The sequence below is a fragment of the Streptomyces sp. NPDC005799 genome (assembly GCF_040630525.1).
In the GTDB taxonomy this organism is placed as follows: domain Bacteria; phylum Actinomycetota; class Actinomycetes; order Streptomycetales; family Streptomycetaceae; genus Streptomyces; species Streptomyces griseorubiginosus_B.
The window spans coordinates 283,397-303,474 of sequence record NZ_JBEXXQ010000002.1 but is presented as its reverse complement, the minus strand read 5'-3'; the positions used below and the strand labels follow the sequence as shown (position 1 = coordinate 303,474).

General features: G+C 70.4%; 18 protein-coding genes. 9 read left to right on the top strand and 9 right to left on the bottom strand.

Translation table 11 applies throughout. The features are described from left to right. Positions 1–121: 121 nt before the first annotated feature. Positions 122–1,480, bottom strand: coding sequence for an extracellular solute-binding protein (locus ABZ453_RS03375; RefSeq protein ID WP_359011049.1), 1,359 nt, complete (start codon positions 1,478–1,480; stop codon positions 122–124). A 205-nt stretch (positions 1,481–1,685) separates the two neighbouring features. On the opposite strand from ABZ453_RS03375, the gene ABZ453_RS03370 reads away from it, so the two are divergent. After that, entirely contained in the window at positions 1,686–2,060 is a 375-nt protein-coding gene (locus ABZ453_RS03370; protein WP_359011047.1) for a response regulator, read from the top strand. Between the two features lie 211 nt (positions 2,061–2,271). Further along, positions 2,272–3,225: a hypothetical protein gene (locus ABZ453_RS03365; RefSeq protein ID WP_359011045.1), complete on the top strand. Its 954-nt coding sequence runs from the start codon at positions 2,272–2,274 to the stop codon at positions 3,223–3,225. A gap of 142 nt (positions 3,226–3,367) precedes the next feature. Here the strand turns inward: ABZ453_RS03365 and ABZ453_RS03360 are convergent, their stop codons facing one another. Beyond that, on the bottom strand, positions 3,368–3,793 hold the full coding sequence (locus ABZ453_RS03360) for a Rieske 2Fe-2S domain-containing protein (protein WP_359011043.1): 426 nt from the start codon (positions 3,791–3,793) through the stop codon (positions 3,368–3,370). 199 nt (positions 3,794–3,992) lie between these two features. Between ABZ453_RS03360 and ABZ453_RS03355 the strand changes: the two genes are divergently transcribed. Together ABZ453_RS03355 and ABZ453_RS03350 are read left to right on the top strand one after the other, a co-directional pair. Continuing rightward, positions 3,993–5,051 carry a LacI family DNA-binding transcriptional regulator gene (locus ABZ453_RS03355; protein ID WP_359011042.1) on the top strand — a complete coding sequence of 353 codons (1,059 nt, stop codon included), beginning with the start codon at positions 3,993–3,995 and terminating at the stop codon, positions 5,049–5,051. Between the two features lie 48 nt (positions 5,052–5,099). Beyond that, the gene (locus ABZ453_RS03350; protein ID WP_359011040.1) at positions 5,100–6,011 is read left to right on the top strand and encodes a carbohydrate kinase; all 912 of its coding nucleotides are present in this window, start codon (positions 5,100–5,102) and stop codon (positions 6,009–6,011) included. Positions 6,012–6,189: 178 nt separating this feature from the next. On the opposite strand, the gene uvrA is transcribed toward ABZ453_RS03350, so the two are convergent. Beyond that, complete coding sequence (gene uvrA, locus ABZ453_RS03345; RefSeq protein WP_359011038.1) at positions 6,190–9,219, bottom strand: excinuclease ABC subunit UvrA; 3,030 nt, start codon at positions 9,217–9,219, stop codon at positions 6,190–6,192. Positions 9,220–9,442: 223 nt separating this feature from the next. On the opposite strand from uvrA, the gene ABZ453_RS03340 reads away from it, so the two are divergent. The 5 genes from ABZ453_RS03340 (at position 9,443) to ABZ453_RS03320 (ending at position 13,889) form a co-directional block, all read left to right on the top strand. Continuing rightward, on the top strand, positions 9,443–10,129 hold the full coding sequence (locus ABZ453_RS03340; RefSeq protein ID WP_359011036.1) for a maleylpyruvate isomerase family mycothiol-dependent enzyme: 687 nt from the start codon (positions 9,443–9,445) through the stop codon (positions 10,127–10,129). 90 nt (positions 10,130–10,219) lie between these two features. After that, on the top strand, positions 10,220–10,876 hold the full coding sequence (locus ABZ453_RS03335) for an MBL fold metallo-hydrolase (RefSeq protein ID WP_359011034.1): 657 nt from the start codon (positions 10,220–10,222) through the stop codon (positions 10,874–10,876). A gap of 480 nt (positions 10,877–11,356) precedes the next feature. Then, a complete protein-coding gene (locus ABZ453_RS03330; protein WP_359011032.1) occupies positions 11,357–12,241 on the top strand; it encodes an ABC transporter substrate-binding protein in 885 nt (294 codons plus the stop codon). After that, entirely contained in the window at positions 12,238–13,140 is a 903-nt protein-coding gene (locus ABZ453_RS03325) for an amino acid ABC transporter permease (protein WP_359011030.1), read from the top strand. Before ABZ453_RS03330 ends, ABZ453_RS03325 begins: the two co-directional genes overlap by 4 nt. Next, on the top strand, positions 13,137–13,889 hold the full coding sequence (locus ABZ453_RS03320) for an amino acid ABC transporter ATP-binding protein (RefSeq protein ID WP_359011028.1): 753 nt from the start codon (positions 13,137–13,139) through the stop codon (positions 13,887–13,889). The genes ABZ453_RS03325 and ABZ453_RS03320 overlap by 4 nt, the downstream gene beginning before the upstream one ends. Positions 13,890–13,998: 109 nt before the next feature. Here ABZ453_RS03320 and aroQ read toward each other — a convergent pair whose 3' ends face one another. The 6 genes from aroQ to ABZ453_RS03290 form a co-directional block, all read right to left on the bottom strand. Continuing rightward, the gene (gene aroQ, locus ABZ453_RS03315; RefSeq protein WP_359011026.1) at positions 13,999–14,472 is read right to left on the bottom strand and encodes a type II 3-dehydroquinate dehydratase; all 474 of its coding nucleotides are present in this window, start codon (positions 14,470–14,472) and stop codon (positions 13,999–14,001) included. A 55-nt stretch (positions 14,473–14,527) separates the two neighbouring features. After that, complete coding sequence (locus ABZ453_RS03310; protein WP_359011024.1) at positions 14,528–15,628, bottom strand: ionic transporter y4hA; 1,101 nt, start codon at positions 15,626–15,628, stop codon at positions 14,528–14,530. A gap of 61 nt (positions 15,629–15,689) precedes the next feature. After that, entirely contained in the window at positions 15,690–16,004 is a 315-nt protein-coding gene (locus tag ABZ453_RS03305) for a hypothetical protein (protein ID WP_356761416.1), read from the bottom strand. 128 nt (positions 16,005–16,132) lie between these two features. Further along, entirely contained in the window at positions 16,133–17,134 is a 1,002-nt protein-coding gene (locus ABZ453_RS03300) for a TerC/Alx family metal homeostasis membrane protein (RefSeq protein ID WP_356761417.1), read from the bottom strand. Between the two features lie 235 nt (positions 17,135–17,369). Next, positions 17,370–19,397, bottom strand: coding sequence for a TerD family protein (locus ABZ453_RS03295; RefSeq protein ID WP_359011022.1), 2,028 nt, complete (start codon positions 19,395–19,397; stop codon positions 17,370–17,372). 56 nt (positions 19,398–19,453) lie between these two features. Next, positions 19,454–20,032, bottom strand: coding sequence for a TerD family protein (locus tag ABZ453_RS03290; RefSeq protein ID WP_133042700.1), 579 nt, complete (start codon positions 20,030–20,032; stop codon positions 19,454–19,456). Positions 20,033–20,078: the final 46 nt, after the last annotated feature.

Below are 20,078 nucleotides of genomic sequence, written 5' to 3'. Positions count from 1 at the left end.
CTCCCGCCGACCGCGCCAAGGGCGTGAGGTCGTACGTGTCCTCGGTGTCCAGCCTCGCGGGGTTTCCTCCTCGCGGGGTTTCCCCAGCATGCCCGCGCGGCCGGCGGCGGTCCAGGCCGGGTCAAAGGCCCTTCTGCGGATAGCCGTCGTGGGCCGCGATGTCCTCGTCGATCCGGTGGGCCGCCCGATCGAGCGTGGCCCTGGCCGGGGCGTGCTCGAGGACGATCCTCCTGAAGGCCCAGGAGAAGGCCGCGGTGATCGCCGGATAGGCCGGCGTCTGCGGACGCGGCCGGGCGACCCCGCCGCGCAGTTGGTCGATGTAGAGGTGCTCGGCACCGTTCGGGCCGAACCGCGGTGAGAGCCGCACGGCGCTGTCCGTGGCCGGAACGGCCCCGTTGGCCACGCTCATCCGGTGGACCTCCCGCGGTTCGAGCAGGTAGGCCAGGAATCGCCAGACCGCGTCGCCGTCGGCGGTACCGGCCGGGATGCCCCACTGCCAGGAGCCCATGCCGGTGACGGTGCCCTTGCCGAAGTCGGGCAGCGGCACGATGGCGACATCGCCCGGGAACGCCCTCGTGTTCTCGCCGAACACCCAGTGCCCGAGCCAGGAGAGGACACTGCGGCCTTGGACGAAGGCCTGATCGTCCCTGCCCGGGTCGACGAGTCCCTCCTCGACCCAGCTCTGGATGATCGTGAGCGCCCTGACGGACGCGGCGCTGTTGAGGTACCCCTCGGCCGTCCGGTGCTTCAGCGGGTCGACGAGATCACCGCCCGCCGACCACACGGCGGGCGCGAAGCCGTACGTGGGCCACTCGTCGCCCGGCTTCGTGGACTCGAGATACAGGTCGAGCGGCGTCCGGTGGCCCAGCCCCCGGAGCCGGTGCAGGATTCCGGTGAACTCCTCGGCGCTCCAGGCGTCCGCCGGTCCCGTGGGGATACGGATGCCGGCCTTGCGCAGCACGGACTTGCGGACGTAGAGCCCCAGACCGGAGTCGAATGTGCCGACGCCCCACAGCCGGCCCGCGTAGGTGCCCTGCCGGCGGATCGAGGGCAGCAGGTCGTCCCGGACCGAGCGCGGCACGCAGGAGTCGATCGGTCTCAGCCTGCCGGACCACGCGTAGCTGTAGAGGTTCGGCCCGTCGAAGTCGAGCAGGTCGGGAAGGTCGCCGCTGGCCGCGGCGGAGTCCACCAGCTCGCCGTAGGACCGCCGTCCCGGCAGGGGCACCAGCTCGACGCGGACCTGGTGCTGCGCCCTGTTGAAGTCCGCGACCTGGCTGCGCAGGGTGCCGATCTCGCCGGGCTGTTCGGAGTGGAACCAGACGGTGATGTTCGCGGTGCCCTCGATCCGGCCGTCACAGGTGGTGTCGCCCGGGACCCTCCGCGTTTTGTCGTCACCGCCCCCGCCACCATCGCATCCAGCCAGTAGCAGGGCGGCCCCCAGCAGTCCCGAGACCAGCTTGCTTCCGAGCGAAGCCCGCATCGCGCACCCCCACTCGACCGGACGACCACGGTCTTTCCAGGGCGGATCCATGCTACCGCCGGTGACACCCGGCTGCGCAGGGTGAGCGCGAACCCGCTTACGGGGAACGGGACTTCAGCACGTTCCAGCTGACGGGTAACGCCGCTCCCGACTCTTTCCGGGTAGCGGGAAAGCGCAATCAGTCCGCGCTTGGCACCCTGTCCGCATGTCCCTGCGCTGTCTTCTCGTCGATGACAGCATCCGGTTCCTGGAGGCCGCACGCACCCTGCTCGAACGCGACGGGATTCCCGTCGTCGGCCTGGCCTCGACGGGTGCGGAGGCGCTCGCGCGGGCGGCGGAGCTGGTCCCGGACATCGTCCTGGTGGACCTCGACCTCGACGGCGAGAGCGGTTTCGATCTCGCCGTCGAGCTGGCCGACCGCGTCTCCTGCGTCATCATCCTGATCTCGACCCACGCCCTGGAGGACTTCGAGGAACTCGTCGCCGCCAGCCCGGCCCGCGGTTTCCTGCACAAGTCCGACCTGTCCGCAGTGGCGATCCGGGAGGTGCTCGGCAACGGCGGCGGGGCCGCACCGAGGTGAGGGGACCTGGCGGGTCTCGGCCAGGAGCGCGGGACTGTTGGGCTTCAGGTGTTGTCGGGACTTGGTCAACACGCTTCAATGCGTGGGAACTCGGGGCCGTGAACGACGGCGTACGGATGTGAAGACGCCCCGACGCCGACGGGGTGGCCCCGACAACCAGCGCGAACCCGGCCCGACCAGCCGTAGCGAGCTTTCACAGAAAGGCCCCTGCATGCCGCACGCCACACAGCACGCGGACGTCGCCGCCGTCGCCACCGCGGAACTGGACTCGGCTCTGCGAGGCGGCCCCTTCCATGTCGCGCTGCGCGCCGCCATCGCCGCCCGTGGCCTGCCGCTGCAGCGCGTGCAGCACCATCTCTCGCGCTACGGGGTCAAGGTCGGTGTCACCAGCCTGAGTTACTGGCAGCAGGGCGCCCGCCGCCCGCAGCGCCCCGAGTCCCTGCGAGCCGTACGGGCCCTGGAGGAGATACTCCAGTTGCCGGAGGAATCCCTGATCCGGCTGCTCGCCGAGACACACGAGGCCTCACCGGGACAACGACCCGCGGGCCGTTCCTACCGCTCCCTGGTGGAGGCGTCGGGCGTGCTGGAGCGGCTGCTGACCGAGCTGAGCCTGCCGCCGGACGGCGGTCTGCACACCCTCGGACACCATGAGCGGGTCCACATCGGGGCATGCCGCGAGCTGGCGGGCCGTGAGTCGCACCACATCGTGCGCGCCCACATGGACGGCGTCGACCGCTTCGTGGCCGTCCACCACGGCGATCCGGGATGCGTGCCGGAGCGGGTGCGGGTCCACGCGCTGGAGAACTGCCGCACGGGACGCGTGCGCGTGCACCAGGACACCGGCGTGCTCGTCGCCGAACTCCTCTTCGGCACCCGTCTGCGGGCCGGGGACACCTACCTCTTCCGCTACGGCGTCGAGGACGGCACGGCCGGCGTCTCCCGCGAGTACGTCCGGGGGTTCGGACCGGCCGGCGGCCAGTACGCGCTCCAGGTCCGCTTCGACGAGCGCGCCCTGCCGGTGCGCTGCCACCGCTTCGCCCAGCATTCACCGGCGGCCCCCCGCAGCGGCCGCCAGGAACTCCCGCTCAGCGGCCACCACTCGGTCCACCTCGTCGAACCACGGGTGCGCGCGGGGATCGTGGGGATCGGGTGGGACTGGGAGTGAGCCGGGCCGGGGGCTGGGGGGCCTGGGCGGCCGGCGGCGCCGGGTCGGCCACCGCGATGCCGTGGGGGACGCGCGGACCGTCCTGACCTTGTTGTTCTGCTGATCTGATCAGCGCGCGTGCCGTCCTCCGAGGAGCTCCTCGTCAGGCCCCCGGCCCGGCGACGATCTTGCCGTTCCTGGTCGCCACCGGCAGCGCGTGCAGCGGTTCGGTGGCCGGGGAGCGCAGCACCTTGCCGGTCCCGGCGTCGAACTCGCTGCCGTGGCACGGGCAGACGAGCGTGGTCCCCTCCAGCTTGTTGATCGGGCACCCCGCGTGCGTGCAGATCGTGCTGTACGCCCTCAGAGAGCCGTTCTCGCCCCGGCTGACCACGACGTTGTGATCCCGGTACAGCTCGGCGCTCCCCTTGGCGATCCCGCTCTCGTCGGCGAGTTCGACCGGCGCGGTCGGGGTCGCCGGTGCGGTGACACCGCCTGCGGCGGAGCAGGCGGTGAGGCCGAGCCCGGCCACCGGGGTCAGGGCCGCTCCTCGCAGGACGGTACGGCGGCTCGGGGAGGGACGGCCGGGCATGCGGTCTCCACTGGTCGAGGGTCGTGCACGCGGGACGATAGCCGGGGGCTGTTCCTCCGGGTTCGAGCGGGTTGGCTGTCGCTGGGGAGGGTTGGCTGTACGTAAACGTTTGCGCAAGCGTTTACGTCCGCCGTCGGATGGGATAGCTTCCCGGCCTGGGGCCCTAGGCGGACCCCGGAAACCGACGAGAGGGGGCGCCATGCCGACCATGGCCGATGTCGCGCGCAGCGCCGGTGTGTCCGTGGCGACCGTCTCGCACGTCCTCAACGAGACCCGGCCGGTCCTGCCCCACACCCGCCAGGCGGTCCTGGACGCGATCGACCGACTCGGCTACACCCCCAACACCCTCGCCCGCTCCCTGGTGACCTCGCGCACCCGGTCCATCGGGCTCGCGGTGTCGGCGATCAGCAACCCGTACTTCACGGAGATCCTCCAGGGCGTCGAGGCCCGCTCCCTGGAACACGGCTACAGCCTCCTCATCGCCGACCCGCACGACGACCCGGCACACGAGCGCAAGGTCGTCCAACTGCTGCACGAGCGCCGCGTGGACGGCATGATCGTCGCCCCTTCCGCGAACCCACGGGAACTCGTCGCCTACCTCGGACGCCACCAGGTCCCGGCCGTCTTCCTCGACCGGCTCGTCGACACCCCGGCCGACGGCGCGCCCCGCTACGACCAGATCTGCGCCGAGAACGCCGAACCGACCGCCCGACTCGTCACCCACCTCGCCGAACTCGGCCATCGCCGCATCGCCCTGGTCGCCGGTCTGCCCGGATTCAGCACCACCCGCGAGCGCATCACCGGCTACCGCCACGGCCTCGCCGTCTCCGGACTCCCCTACGACGAACGCCTCGTCGCGCACGGCGACTCCGAGTCACCGGGCGCGGAACGGGCCACCGCGGCCCTCCTCTCCCTCACCGAACCGCCCACCGCACTCGTCACCGCCAACAACGCGATGACCATCGGCGCCCTGCGCGCCCTGCGCGACCGTGGGCTGTCCGTGCCCGAGGACATCGCGCTGTGCTGCTTCGACGACTTCGCCTGGGCCGACCTCTTCTCACCCCGGCTGACCGCGATCGCCCAGCCCAGCAGGGAGATCGGCGCCCGGGCCGTACGCCTCCTCCTGGACCGCCTCGCCTCCCCGGACCGCCCGGCGGGCACCGTGCGGCTGCCGTGCGTCCTCGTCCACCGCGGCTCGTGCGGGTGCCCGGAGGAACCCGGAAGTGCCCGACGCCCGCAACCGCCCGCACGGTCGTAGTCCCCACACAGCCCCAGCACCCCGGAAGTTCGAGAAAGGAAGCGTCTCGTGATCGTCGTCGCCGGTGAGGCCCTGATCGATCTGGTACCGCAGGGCGCGGGTGCCCTCGCGGGACTGCAGCCGGCGCTCGGCGGCGGCCCCTACAACACCGCGGTGGCCCTCGGCCGCCTCGGCTCCCGCACCGCCTTCTGCTCCCGGACCTCGTACGACGCCTTCGGCGAAGCCCTGCTGGACGGGCTCCGGCGGGCGAACGTGGACGTCTCCGCCGTACAGCGCGGCACGGAGCCGACCACGCTCGCCGTCGCCACGATCGACGAGACCGGATCGGCCGCGTACTCCTTCTACGTCGACGGCACCGCCGACCGACTGTTCACGGCCCCCGAGACGCTGCCCGCCGGGACCCGGGCCGTCTCCTTCGGCACCTGCTCGCTCGTCCTGGAGCCTGGCGCGACCGCCTACGAGACCCTGCTGCGGGCCGCGGCGGACCAGGGGGCGTTCACCGCGCTCGACCCCAACATCCGGACGGCCCTGATCCCCGACGCGGACGCCTACCGGGCACGTTTCAAGAGCTGGCTGCCCTCGGTGTCCCTGCTGAAGCTGTCCGAGGAGGACGCCCGGTGGCTGGGCGGCACCCCGCGCGAGTGGCTGGCCGCCGGGCCCGCGGCCGTCGTGATCACCCATGGCGGGGACGGGCTCACCGCCTTCACCCGGGACGGCGCCGTGTACCCGGTGCCGGGCGAGAAGGTCGAGGTCGTGGACACGATCGGCGCCGGCGACACCGTGAACGCGGCTCTGCTGCACGGTCTCGCCACTCAGGACGCCTTGTCCTCGGAGAGTCTCGCGGAGCTGGGCCGGGAAGGCTGGACCCGGCTGCTGCGGTTCGCGGCGCGCGCGGCCGCCGTCACCTGCTCCCGCGCGGGCGCCGAGCCGCCGTACGCCTCCGAACTCGGGGACTGGTGAGGGGTGTACGGCCTTCGCTTCGCTGAGTTTCCGCGCTGATTTCCGCTGTTCAGGAGTCAAGGTTCCTCATGGCCGCGGAAATCCGGCGGCTGTTCTTGCAACGAGCGGCGCCCCGCCGGGAGTTCCCGCGGGGCGCCGTACTTTTCAGGATTTTCTCCGCCGTGTCGGGCGGCCGGGCTCAGGCCTTCCGTGCCCGGGTCGTCTTCTTCGCCGGGGCCGTCTTCTTCGTCGCCCCGGCCGCCTTCCTCGCGGCCGTGTCGTTGGCCGCGTTGGCTGTCGCCGTCTTCTTCGCCGGTGACTTCGCCGCGACCGTCTTCCGTGCCGCCGTCCTGCGCGGGGCCGGTACCGAGGCCGCGTCGCTGATCCGGTCGGCACCGAGGATCTCGCGCAGGAACTTACCGGTGTGGCTGGCCGGAACGCCGGCGACCTCCTCGGGCGTGCCCTCCGCGACGACGAGTCCGCCGCCGGCGCCGCCCTCCGGACCCATGTCGACGACCCAGTCGGCGGTCTTGATCACGTCGAGGTTGTGCTCGATGACGATGACCGTGTTGCCCTTGTCGACCAGGCCGGCCAGGACCTTCAGCAGCTTGCTGATGTCCTCGAAGTGCAGACCGGTGGTCGGCTCGTCGAGGACGTAGACCGTGCGGCCGGTGGAGCGCTTCTGCAGCTCGCTGGCGAGCTTGACGCGCTGCGCCTCACCACCGGAGAGCGTGGTCGCGGACTGGCCGAGCCGGACATAGCCGAGACCGACGTCGTTCAGCGTCGTGAGGTGACGGTTGATCGCCGGAACCGCCTCGAAGAAGTTCATCGCCTCCTCGATCGGCATGTTCAGGACCTCGGAGATGGACTTGCCCTTGTAGTGGACCTCCAGCGTCTCCCGGTTGTAGCGGGCGCCGTGGCAGACCTCGCAGGGGACGTAGACGTCCGGGAGGAAGTTCATCTCGATCTTGATCGTGCCGTCGCCCGCACAGTTCTCGCAGCGGCCGCCCTTGACGTTGAAGGAGAAGCGGCCCGGCTGGTAGCCGCGGACCTTCGCCTCGGTGGTCTCGGCGAACAGCTTGCGGATGTGGTCGAAGACACCGGTGTACGTCGCCGGGTTGGACCGCGGGGTGCGGCCGATGGGCGACTGGTCGACGTGCACGACCTTGTCGACGAGGTCGTCGCCGTCCACGCGCGTGTGCCGCCCCGGGACGCTGCGCGCCCCGTTGAGCTCGCGGGCCAGGTGCGTGTACAGGATGTCGTTGACCAGCGTCGACTTGCCGGAGCCGGACACGCCGGTGACGGCCGTGAAGACGCCCAGCGGGAACGACACGTCGATGTCCTGCAGGTTGTTCTCGCGGGCACCGTGCACGGTGAGCCGCCGGGACGGGTCCTGCGGGCGCCGGATGTCCGGGACCGGGATCGCCTTCTTGCCGGACAGGTACTGGCCGGTCTGCGACTCGGGGTTGGCCAGCAGCTCCTTCAGGGAGCCGCTGTGCACGACCTTGCCGCCGTGCTCGCCGGCGCCGGGGCCGATGTCCACGACCCAGTCGGCGACCTTGATGGTGTCCTCGTCGTGCTCGACGACGATGAGCGTGTTGCCCATGTCACGCAGCCGGACCAGGGTCTCGATCAGCCGGTGGTTGTCGCGCTGGTGCAGGCCGATGGACGGCTCGTCCAGCACGTACAGCACACCGACCAGACCGGAGCCGATCTGGGTGGCCAGGCGGATGCGCTGCGCCTCACCGCCGGAGAGGGTGCCGGCCGCGCGGTTCAGCGAGAGGTAGTCCAGGCCGACGTCGACCAGGAAGCGCAGCCGCTCGTTGACCTCCTTCAGCACCCGCTCGGCGATCTTCTTGTCGCGGGCGCTGAGCTTGAGCTCGCCCAGGAAGTCCGCGCAGTCGCTGATGGACATCGCGGCGACCTCGGCGATCGACTTCTCCATGATGGTGACCGCGAGGACGATCGGCTTCAGGCGCGTGCCCTCACAGCTGGGGCAGGGCACCTCGCGCATGTAGCCCTCGAAGCGCTCACGGCTGGCGTCGCTCTCGGCCTCGCTGTGCCGGCGCTTCACGAAGGGGACGGCGCCCTCGAAGGGCGTGGTGTACACACGCTCGCGGCCGTACCTGTTGCGGTAGCGGACCTCGATCTGTGTCTTGTGGCCGTAGAGCAGCGCCTTCTTGGCGCGCTGGGGCAGGCCGGCGAAGGGGATGTCCGTCCGGAAACCGAGCGCGTCCGCTAGGGCGCCGATCAGACGGCCGAAGTAGTCCTTGGTGTGCCCGTGCGACCAGGGGTGGATGGCACCCTCGTCGAGGGACTTGTCCTCGTCGGGGACGATCAGCTCGGGGTCGACCTCCATGCGCGTGCCGATGCCGGTGCACTCGGGGCAGGCGCCGAAGGGCGAGTTGAAGGAGAAGGAGCGGGGCTCCAGCTCCTCGAAGGACAGGTCGTCGTACGGGCAGTACAGGTGCTCCGAGTACATGCGCTCGCGCTCGGGGTCGTCCTCGGGGAGGTCGACGAAGTCGAGCACGACCATGCCGCCGGACAGGCCCAGGGCCGTCTCCACGGAGTCGGTGAGCCGACGCTTGGCGGAGTCCTTCACCGTGAGACGGTCGACGACCACCTCGATGGTGTGCTTCTCCTGCTTCTTGAGCGTGGGCGGGCTGGAGAGCTGGATGGTCTCGCCGTCGACCCGCGCGCGGGAGTAGCCCTTGGTCTGCAGGTCGGCGAAGAGGTCGACGAACTCACCCTTGCGCTCCCGCACCAGCGGGGAGAGCACCTGGAAGCGGCTGCCCTCCGGCAGCTCCAGGACCCTGTCCACGATGGCCTGCGGCGACTGGCGGGAGATCGGGCGGCCGCACTCGGGACAGTGCGGCTTGCCGATGCGCGCGAAGAGCAGACGCAGGTAGTCGTAGACCTCGGTGATGGTGCCGACCGTCGAGCGCGGGTTGCGCGAGGTCGACTTCTGGTCGATGGAGACCGCCGGCGACAGGCCCTCGATGAAGTCGACGTCCGGCTTGTCCATCTGCCCGAGGAACTGGCGGGCGTACGAGGAGAGCGACTCCACATAGCGCCGCTGCCCCTCGGCGAAGATGGTGTCGAAGGCCAGCGAGGACTTGCCCGACCCCGACAGGCCCGTGAAGACGATGAGCGAGTCGCGCGGCAGGTCGAGCGAGACATTCTTCAGGTTGTGCTCGCGCGCGCCACGGACGATGAGACGGTCGGCCACGCCGGTCCGCACCTTTCTTGAGAGAAGTGACAGGGGCGAGGCCCCCGTGCTTCTTCAGACTAGGGGGAGCCACTGACAACGCCGGTCGGATTCCCGGATGCATAACAATCCCCGGCACTCCAGCATGCCCGACGCCACTCCCGACCATATAGCACGCGCATTCGATTTACGGCACGGCTTCACCACCTTCACCCAAAGGTGTGGCGGGGCTAGGGTCAGCACCATGATTGATCACGGTCATGACCTGGCGTCTGTACGTGACGCGACGGACCGGCTGCTCACCGCAGCCGCCGGCATGGACAACGCGTCGGCGGCCGAGCCGTCACGGCTTCCCGGCTGGAGCCGCGGCCACGTCCTCGCCCATCTCGCCCGCAACGCGGACGCCCTCGTGAACGTCCTGGAGGGCCTGCCCATGTACCCCTCCGCGGACGCCCGCGACGGCGACATCGAGCGGGACGCCCCGCGCACCCTCGACGCGCACCTCGCCGACCTGCGGGAGAGCGCGGCCCGCTTCCAGGCCGCGGGGACCGTGCCGGCGGACTGGTCGCGCACGGTGGAGCTGCGCAACGGGGTCACCGACTCGGCGTCCCGGGTGCCGTTCCGGCGCTGGGCCGAGGTGGAGCTCCACCACGTCGACCTCGGCATCGGCTACGAGCTGGAGGACCTGCCCGGAGAATTCGTGGAGCGGGAGATCGACTTCCTCGCAGAGCGCTTCTCCGGCCACCCGGACGTGGCGGCCACCCGCCTGACGGACGGCACACGCGCGTGGCGGACGGGCCGGGAGGCCGAGGGCCCGGAGGTCACCGTCACCGGTCCGGCACCGGACCTCCTGGGCTGGCTCGCCGGGCGCCGCGACGGCTCGGAGCTGACCACCGAGGGCGGCGAGCTGCCGAAGCTCCCGCCGCTGTAGCACGGCGGCAGGTCCCCGCCGAGGCCGTACCGCGAGCGACGGGCCTCGGCGGGGGACCCGGGTGCGCTCCGCCGCTATAGGCTGACCGCCATGACGTACAGCGGACAGGTGAAGGTCGGCGGCCCGGCGGACGTGCACGAGCTCAAGGACCTGATGATCACCAAGATCGCGGTCGGCCCGATGGACAACAACACCTATCTGCTGCGCTGCCGGGCCACGGACGAGCAGTTGCTGATCGACGCGGCCAACGACGCGGACACCCTGCTCGGCATGATCGGCGACGACGGCATCGCCTCCGTCGTCACCACGCACCAGCACGGCGACCACTGGCAGGCCCTCGCCCGGGTCGTGTCGGCCACCGGCGCCCGGACGTACGCGGGCCGGGACGACGCCACCGGCATCCCCGTCCCGACCGACGTCCTCGTCGACGACGGCGACACCATCCGGGTGGGACAGGTGGCGCTCACCGCGCGCCACCTGGTGGGGCACACCCCGGGCTCCATCGCCCTCGTGTACGACGACCCGCACGGGCATCCCCATGTCTTCACGGGCGACTGCCTCTTCCCGGGCGGCGTCGGCAACACCCGTAAGGATCCGGAGGCGTTCGCCAGTCTCATCCACGACGTCGAGACGAAGATCTTCGACGTGCTCCCGGACGAGACGTGGGTCTACCCGGGCCATGGGAACGACACCACCCTGGGGGCGGAGCGCCCGCACCTGCCGGAGTGGCACGCGCGCGGGTGGTGAACTCGCCCGGTACGGCGGGCCGGTGGCCGCCGGGGACGCCGCACAGGGGCGGCCGGCCGCCACGACCCGCCGCCCCCGCACATCTCGGCCCGCTTGCCGCCTCGTGAGGGCGGGCCGGTGACCCATGGGAGTCACCCCTACAGCGCACGGAGCGCCGGATGCGTCACATCCCCGGCGCGAACTCTCAACACCCGCCCGGCGCACGCCCGAAGATGCGCGCCCCGTGTGAACCGTTCGCACGCGCCGGTGTCATGCGCGCGCTCCCGGTGCACTTCGTTGCGCAGTCAACTGGAGGCAGCCCCGCACAGGATGACGGCTCCTGCGCGGTACGGGCCGCCGGTCTTTCGAATCCCCGCCCTCGGCCGGCGGCCCCGGCCTCTGCCCGGGAACTGTTCACAGGACCGCAACACTCGTTCCCACTATGCGGACAATTACGGTCGTGACCTCGACAAACGGGCGATCGACTGTCAATCTCCCGCCATGCACCTGGCCCCTCGCGCACTGCGCCGCGCCGTAGCCGCGGCCACGATAGCCCTGCTCGCCACCGCCGTCGGCTGCGCTCCGCAGCCGGAGGAGAAGGCGGCTGCCTCGCCGTCCGGTTCGACCGGCACCACCTGCGCCAAGGGCGAACTGGCCACCAAGGCCTCCGGCAAGCTGACGATCGCCACCGACGAACCGGCTTACGAGCCCTGGTTCAAGGACGACAAGCCCGCCAACGGCAAGGGCTTCGAGTCGGCGGTCGCCTACGCCGTCGCACAGCAGCTCGGTTACGACAAGAGCGCCGTCGTCTGGCAGAGCGTTCCCTTCAACAAGGCCTTCGCGCCCGGTGTGAAGACCTTCGACTTCGACATCAACCAGGTGTCGATCAGCGCCGAGCGCAAAAAGGCCGTGGACTTCTCCTCCGGCTACTACGACGTGCGCCAGGCCGTCATCGCGCTCAAGGGTTCCAAGGCCGCGAAGGCGACCAGCATCGCGGACCTGAAGAACCTCAAGCTGGGCGCGCAGGTCGGTACGACGAGCCTGAACTACATCAGCGACGTGGTGAAGCCGTCGCAGGAGGCGGCCGCGTTCTCCAAGAACGACCAGGCGATCTCCGCCCTCAAGAACGGTCAGGTGGACGCGATCGTCACCGACCTGCCGACCGCCTTCTACGTCACCGCCGCCCAGGTTCCCAATGCCAAGATCGTCGGCCAGTTCGAGAACCAGGGCGGCACACCCGAACAGTTCGGGCTCGTCCTCGACAAGGGCAGCGCCCTCACCTCCTGCGTGTCGTCGGCCGTGGACGCCCTCCGTAAGGACGGCACCCTGGCGAAGCTGGAGAAGCAGTGGCTGTCCGACGCCGTCGACGCGCCGGTGCTCAAGTGACGGTCGTCAAGGAGGAGTCCGGGGAGGACGCGGGCAAGGGTGACGTGCCCGACGAGTACGTTCCGTCCGAACGGCGGCTGGAGCGCCAGCGGTACAAGCGTGCGCGTGCCCGTCGCGCAACGGCCATCGCCGCTGTGTCGACCCTCGTCACCGCTGTCGTCCTCTACCTGGTCGTCGTCAGTGCCCCGGGCTGGGAGCGCACCAAGGAGACCTTCTTCGACGCGGACTACGCGCGCGAGGCGTTCCCGAAGGTCCTGGAAGGGCTCTGGCTGAACATCCGGCTACTGCTGATCTGCGGTGTCCTGGTGCTCCTCCTGGGCATGCTGATCGCCGTCGCGCGCACCCTGCCCGGACCGGTGTTCTTCCCGTTGCGGGCACTCGCGGCCGCCTACACGGACTTCTTCCGCGGGCTGCCGCTGATCATCAACCTGATGATCGTCGTCTTCGGTGTGCCCGCCCTGCGTCTCCAGGGCGTGACCGTCGATCCCGTGTGGCTCGGCGGTACGGCGCTGACCCTGACCTACGCGGCGTACGTCGCCGAGGTGTTCCGCGCCGGCATCGAGTCCGTACACCCCTCGCAGCGCGCCGCGGCCCGCTCGCTCGGCCTGACCAACCGGCAGGCGTTGCGCCACGTGGTGCTGCCGCAGGCCGTACGCCGTCAGGTGCCGCCCCTGCTGAACGACCTCGTGTCCCTCCAGAAGGACACCGGGCTCGTGTCGATCGGCGGTGCCATCGACGCGGTGCGGGCGTCCGACATCATCGCCCAGCGCAGCCTGAACTACACGCCGTACATCGTGGCCGGCCTGGTCTTTGTGGCGCTGACCATTCCGATGACCCGGTTCACGGACTGGGTGACGGCGCGGATGGACCGGCAGCGGGCCCAGGGAGGAGCGATATGAGCGACGCGCCCGTGCTGCGCATGGAGTCCGTGCGCAAGACGTTCGGCGGCACGGTGGTGCTGCGGGACGTCGATCTGGAGGTCGCTCCGCACACGGTGACCGCGCTGATCGGCGCGTCCGGTTCCGGCAAGTCGACGCTGCTGCGGTGCGCCAACCTCCTGGAGGAGATCGACGACGGCGCGATCTGGCTGGACGACGAGGAGATCACCGACCCTCGCGTGGACCAGGACGCCGTACGGCGCCGTATCGGCGTGGTCTTCCAGGCGTACAACCTCTTTCCGCACATGACGGTCCTGGACAACATCACTCTCGCTCCGCGGCGGGTGCACGGCGTGTCCCGAGCGGAGGCAGAGGAGCGGGCCAGGGAGCTGCTGGAGCGGCTCGGGCTGGGCGGGAAGGCGAGCGAGTACCCGGACCGGCTGAGCGGCGGCCAGCAGCAGCGTGTGGCGATCGTGCGCGCCCTCGCCGTACGCCCTCGGCTGCTCCTGTTCGACGAGATCACGGCCGCGCTCGACCCGGAGCTCGTCGGCGAGGTCCTCACCGTCGTCCGCGACCTCAAGGACGACGGCATGACGATGATGCTGGCCACGCACGAGATGGGCTTCGCACGGGAGGTCGCCGACCAGGTTTGTTTTCTGGACTCGGGCGTGGTCCTGGAGCGCGGAACCTCCGAGCAGATCTTCGGCGATCCGCAGGAGGAGCGCACGCGGCGCTTCCTGAAGCGGATCGTGGAGGCGGGGCGGTTGTAAGGGGCGCGCGCAATGGCGGCCGGGCCTTACAGGCGGAAGGCGCCGGGGCCGCTCTTACTCAGGCCGGGCCTTGCACAGGCGGAAGGCCGGGTTCGTACGCAGGCCGACCTCAGGCCTCGGCCTGCGCCGCCCCCACCAGCGCCACCACCCGCTCGACGCCGAAGGCATAGCCCTGCACACCGCATCCCGCGATGACGCCGTCGGCGCGCAGCGAGACGTACGAGTGGTGCCGGAATGACTCGCGCTGGTGGATGTTGGAGATGTGGACCTCGAGGACGGGCAGCCCGTCGCAGGTGTTGAGGGCGTCCAGGATCGCGACCGACGTGTGGGAGTAGGCACCCGGGTTGATCACGATCCCGCAGTGGTTCAGCCGTGCCTCGTGGATCCAGTCCACCAGTTCGCCCTCGTGGTTGGACTGCCGGAAGTCCACCGTGCCGCCGTGCGCGGCGGCCGCCTTGGCGCACAGCGCCTCCACGTCGGCCAGGGTGTCCTTGCCGTAGATCTCCGGCTGGCGCTGGCCGAGGAGGTTCAGGTTGGGCCCGTTGAGGATCATGATCGGGGCGTTGGCCAGGGTGCGGGGCACGGTTCCTCCGGTCCGGTGAGGGTGGGCTGCTCGGACCGGTCTATCACGCGGCGGCCTACGGGTTGATCGCCAGCTCCAGGTACGCCGCGAACAGCACGAGATGCACCCCGCCCTGCAGTGGTGTGGCGCGGCCCGGCACGACCGTCAGCGAGCTGACCACCACGGTCAGGGCCAGCAGCACCATGTGCGTGGCGCCGAGGCCGAGGACGAGCGGGCCGGAGAGCCAGACCGAGGCCAGGGCGACCGCGGGGATGGTCAGTCCGATGCTGGCCATGGCGGAGCCGAGCGCCAGGTTCAGGCTGGTCTGGACGCGGTCACGGCGGGCCGAACGCAGAGCGGCGATGGTCTCGGGGAGCAGCACCAGCAGGGCGATGATCACACCGACGACCGCATGATGCAGGCCCGCGGCCTCCACGCCCGACTCGATCGTGGGCGACACCCCCTTGGCCAGGCCCACCACACCGATCAGGGCGAGCCCGAGCAGACCCAGGCTGATCCACGCGGTGCGCGTGGAGGGGACGTCGGCGTGGTCGTCGGCGCTGATCACCTCGCCCTGGCGGCTGATGGGGAGGAAGTAGTCGCGGTGCCGCACGGTCTGGGTTGTCACGAACAGGCCATAGAGGATCAGCGAGGAGATCGCGGCGAAGGTCAGCTGTACGGCGGAGAACTCCGGGCCGGGTTTGCTGGTGGTGAAGGTCGGCAGCACCAGGCTGAGCGTGGCCAGGGTGGCCACGGTGGCGAGGGCGGCGCCGGTGCCCTCGGGGTTGAACACCGCCGTGCCGTGTCGCAGGGAGGCGACCAGGAGACAGAGGCCGACGATCCCGTTGCAGGTGATCATCACGGCCGCGAAGACCGTGTCCCTGGCCAGCGTCGAACTCTTGTCGCCGCCGTCCGCCATCAACGTGACGATCAGCGCCACCTCGATGATCGTGACGGCGACGGCAAGAACGAGGGAACCGAACGGCTCCCCGACCCGGTGGGCGACCACCTCCGCATGATGCACAGCGGCCAGAACGGCCCCCGCGAGAACGAGCGTGACCAGCGCGACCACCGCGCCCGGCAGATCGCGCCCCCAGGTGAAGACCAGCAGAACGACCGCGAGAACCGGTATGAGGAGCGTCCACTGGGTTGTGAGCGACCTGGACCGAGCGATCATGGAGCGATCCTCACAGAGGGGCACAGGCCCCGCATTCCGGCGTTGCGGGGCCTGGCGCCTGTCACTTGAACTCGGTCATCCCTTCCAGATCGCAGTCGGTGAAGGTCGGCGGCCGGGTGCACAGCGCGGCCATGCGCTGCGCGAACTCGGCCGTCTCGGGAGCGTTGCTGGTGGCCATGGCCTCCTCGTAGGAGTTGAACTCGATCACCACGAGGTAGCGGTTCGGCTGATTCCTGTCCCTGAGGACGAGGCGGTGCGTGGGACCGCCGCTGCGGCTCGCGAACCGCTCGTCCATCTCCTCGGACAGCTTGCGCATCTCCTCGATGCGCTCGGTCTCGAAGTCGACGATCTGTACGAACTTGACGGGTGCGTCCATGGATTCCTCCACCCGGCCACGGCGCTCCCGGTGCGGGAACGCTCGGCTCCCAAGGAAGCACCGGGAGCGGTGGTCGGCAATTCATCGTGCGGCGCTCCCGGTGCTGGTTGTTCCTACGTCGGTCGTGGTCAGGCCTGGATGCTGTCCTTCGGAGCGCCTTCGCTCTCCGACTGCGCCGCCTCGGCCGCCGCCTGCTTCCTGGACGCCCGCAGGCTCGTGATCGTGGTGACGATGAGGACCGAGCAGATCACGCCGAGGGAGACGGGGATGGAGATCTCCGGGACATGGACGCCGGACTCGTGCAGCGCGTGCAGCACCAGCTTGACGCCGATGAAGCCCAGGATGATCGACAGACCGTAGCTGAGGTGGACGAGCTTCTTCAGCAGGCCGCCGATGAGGAAGTACAGCTGGCGAAGGCCCATCAGCGCGAAGGCGTTCGCGGTGAAGACGATGTACGGGTCCTGGGTCAGGCCGAAGATCGCGGGGATCGAGTCGAGCGCGAAGAGGACGTCCGTGGTGCCGATCGCCAGCATCACCACCAGCATCGGGGTCATGACCCGCTTGCCGTTCTGCTGGATCCACAGCTTGGTGCCGTGGTAGCGGTCGGCGACACCGAACCTGCGCTCGGCGGCCTTGAGCAGCTTGTTCTCCTCGAACTCCTCGTCCTCCTCGTCGGCCCTGGCCTCCTGGATGAGCTTCCAGGCGGTCCAGATCAGGAAGGCGCCGAAGAGATAGAACACCCAGGAGAAGCTGGCGAGGATCGCGGCGCCGGCGGCGATGAAGATCGCCCGCAGGACCAGGGCTATGAGCACACCGACGAGCAGGACGCGCTGCTGGTACTGCGAGGGCACGGCGAACTTCGCCATGATCAGGACGAAGACGAAGAGGTTGTCGACGCTCAGCGACTTCTCGGTGATGAAGCCGGCGAAGAACTCGCCGCCGGCCTCGCCGCCGCCGAAGACGAGCAGGCCGAGTCCGAAGAGCCCGGCGAGGGCGATCCAGACGACCGTCCAGATCCCGGCTTCCTTGATCGAGACGTCGTGCGGCTTGCGGCCGATGAAGAAGTCGACCGCGATGAGGGCGGCAAGGCCCACGATGGTCAGGACCCACAGGGTCGGGGAAACATCCACTGCGCCTCCGGCATACGTAACGGCAAATGTCAGCGTCGTCGCTACCGGAGGTCTCTTCCACCCAGGCACGGGCCCTGGGCCGACGCCCCGGGATCTGGTTGATCCGTACTGACGGGTACGCCGCAGCAGATAGGGAGTACTCCCCTCCGTGAGGAAAACTGTACCCCAACCACCAAGGAAAGGTAAAGAGATTGGTAAAATAAAGGCCAAACTCGCTGCTCAGAGCGCTTTACGTCTACTTGGTGCGGGCTGCCGCGACCAAGGTGAGCACCTGCTGGAGCACCTCACTGCCGGGTGGCACCAGCGCCGGTTCATAGGTCCACGCATGGCCGACCCACGGGTCGGCGAGGTGATCGTCGGGCAGGGGGGTGAGTCGCAGCAGCGAACGCCACAGGGGGTCGAGCAAAGGCCCGTAGGCCTGGGCGTCCTCGCGGTCCGCGACCATCATCAGGTGGACGCCGACCGCCGGTCCCTCGTCCGCCAGGTAGCGCAGCTGGGTCACGGCCCGGTCGTCGAAGCCGTGCGGGAAGTCGTTGACTATCAGCAGCTGCTCGGCCGTGTCCAGGCCGGGTGGCAGGGAGTCGGCCGCTCCACCGCGCACCGCCATCTGGACCAGGTCGACGCGCTGGGTGAGCCGGGTCAGGACGTCCGTCACGCCCGCGGCCCCCTGGGCGGGCGGGGCAGGGAGGACGCCGGTCCGCACCAGCGGCGCGAGCGCCCGGGATCCGGACCCCGCCGGATCGACGACCTGCACGGTGAACTCGCCGGCCGGATAGACCGCGAGCAGCCTGGCGGCCAGTGCCACCGCGGTCTCCATCGCGCGGTGGCGCAGTTCATGGGCGTCGGCGAACGACTCGTCGTACGCCTCGGTGAATCCCGCGTCGATCCACAGACCGCGTTCCAGGGGCAGCCGTACCAGCATCGGGATGCGCAGCAGCTCACTCTCGGGCAGGTAGAGGTCGCCCAGGCGCAGGGCCATCGGGATCTCCATCGGGACCCGGTAGGCGTGCCACACCGGGTTGTCCCAGCGGGCGTAGGCGGGTGGGAGCGCGGGTTCGACGACGTCGGACTCGGCGGACAGCTGGGCGAGATCGCGGTCGAGAGCCGCCCGGGCCTGGTCGACCAGGTCGGCGTGCTTGGCGCGGGCCGTCTCGCGGGCGGCCTCGCCCTGGCCGCCGATCCTGTTGCGCGGGTCGGACAGGGCCTGGTCGAGTTCCTTCTCCATGCGCGAGTCGGCGAAGTCCACGGCGCTGCGGTACGCGGCCGTGGTGCGGGCCAGGTCCTCGAACATGCCCCAGATCTGGTTGTAGAGCCGCTCGTCCATCGACCAACCCGTGGCGTCACCCGCGACCGGCTGGGCGGGCTGTCCGGGAGCGGCGGTAGGCGCGGTCGGCGGTGGGGGCGGCGGCGCGGCGGTCTGCCGGGCCGGGTGACTGTAGTTGATCGGACCGCCGGGCGCGGAGGGCTGGGTGGCGGCGGAGGGGTCCATGGGCGGGATTCCGGGCTGCGGGGCGCCACCCGCGGTGGTGCTCTGAGCGCCGTAGGGAGCGGTCGGCGGTGCCGGGACGCCGTACGGGTTGGCCGGCTGCTGCGGTGCGGCCGGGCCTGAGCCGCAGTGGGACGCTCCGGCCTGGTCAGGGCCTGGGGCCGGCACCGCCGTCTGGCGGGTCCGGTCACCGTCCGCCGAGTGCTGCGGGGGTGCCGGTACCGCTCGGGCCAGGCTCTGGCTGACCGCCTCGTCGATGCGGGCCGCGAGCCGCTGCGGCTCGGGCAGGCCCTGATCGCTGAAGAGTTCGGCGAGACCGCCGGCGTATCCCTGGCCGACGGCGCGCACCTTCCAGGCGCCCTGCCGGCGGTACAGCTCCACGGCGACGACGGCGGACTCCGCGTCCAGGCCGGTGATCGTGTAGCTGGCGACCTCGGTGCCGTCGAGGCCGGTGACGGCGACGAACGGAGCGGCGACGGCACCGAAGCTCACCGGCCCCCCGTCGGGGAGGGCGAGCAGCACATGGACGCGGTGCACGGCCTCGGGCATGGCACCCAGGTCGACCGCGAGCCGGTGGTCGGCGGCCGCCTGCCGGGACACCTCCAGACCGGGCAGGGTGGGCGCGCCGGGGTGGGCGACCCCTTCCACGCCGCGCGCCCTGCCGTGCTCGTCGCCGAGCGTGGCCGAGGCGACGACCGGCGTGCCGGCCGAGACCCGGATCTCGAGACGGACCTGGGAGAGCGGGTGGTTCTGCCCCCGCACCAGCTCGGCCGTCATCGCCCTCGTCCCCCCTGTGTCGCTGCCGTCGTCTCGTGTGCGGTCGTCGGGTGGCCCTACAGGTGCGGCAGGATCGACGGCATCAGGTCCTGGAAGGTACGGCCGTTGGCCGGGGTGCCGAGAGCGGTCAGCGTCCAACCGGCGCCGGCTCGGTGCACCTTGGCCATGATCTGGGCGGTGTAGGCGCCGCCACCCGCGAGTGTGTACCGCGCGAGTTCCTGGCCGTTGGTCTCGTCGACCAGGCGGCAGAACGCGTTCTGCACCTCCTGGAAGGTCTGCCCGGTGAACGAGTTCACCGTGAAGACGATCTGGTCGATGTGGACCGGGACCCGCGCCAGGTCCACGAGGATCGCCTCGTCGTCGCCGCCCTGGCCGACACCGCCGACGAGGTTGTCACCGGTGTGGCGGACCGAGCCGTCGTCGCTGACGAGGTGGCGGAAGAAGACGACGTCGACCGGCTGCTTGTCCGCGAACAGGACGGCGGAGGCGTCCAGGTCGATCTCACGGGTGCGCGAGCCGAACAGACCGCGCCGGGGAGCCGCCTGCCACCCGAGACCCATGCGCACCGCGGTCAGGCTGCCCCCGTCGTTCTTCTGCAGACTGATGGCCTGACCCTTGGTCATGTTGACGGTCACGGCTGGTTCCCCTCTCGAACTGTCCCCTGTTGCCGCGGATTCCGCG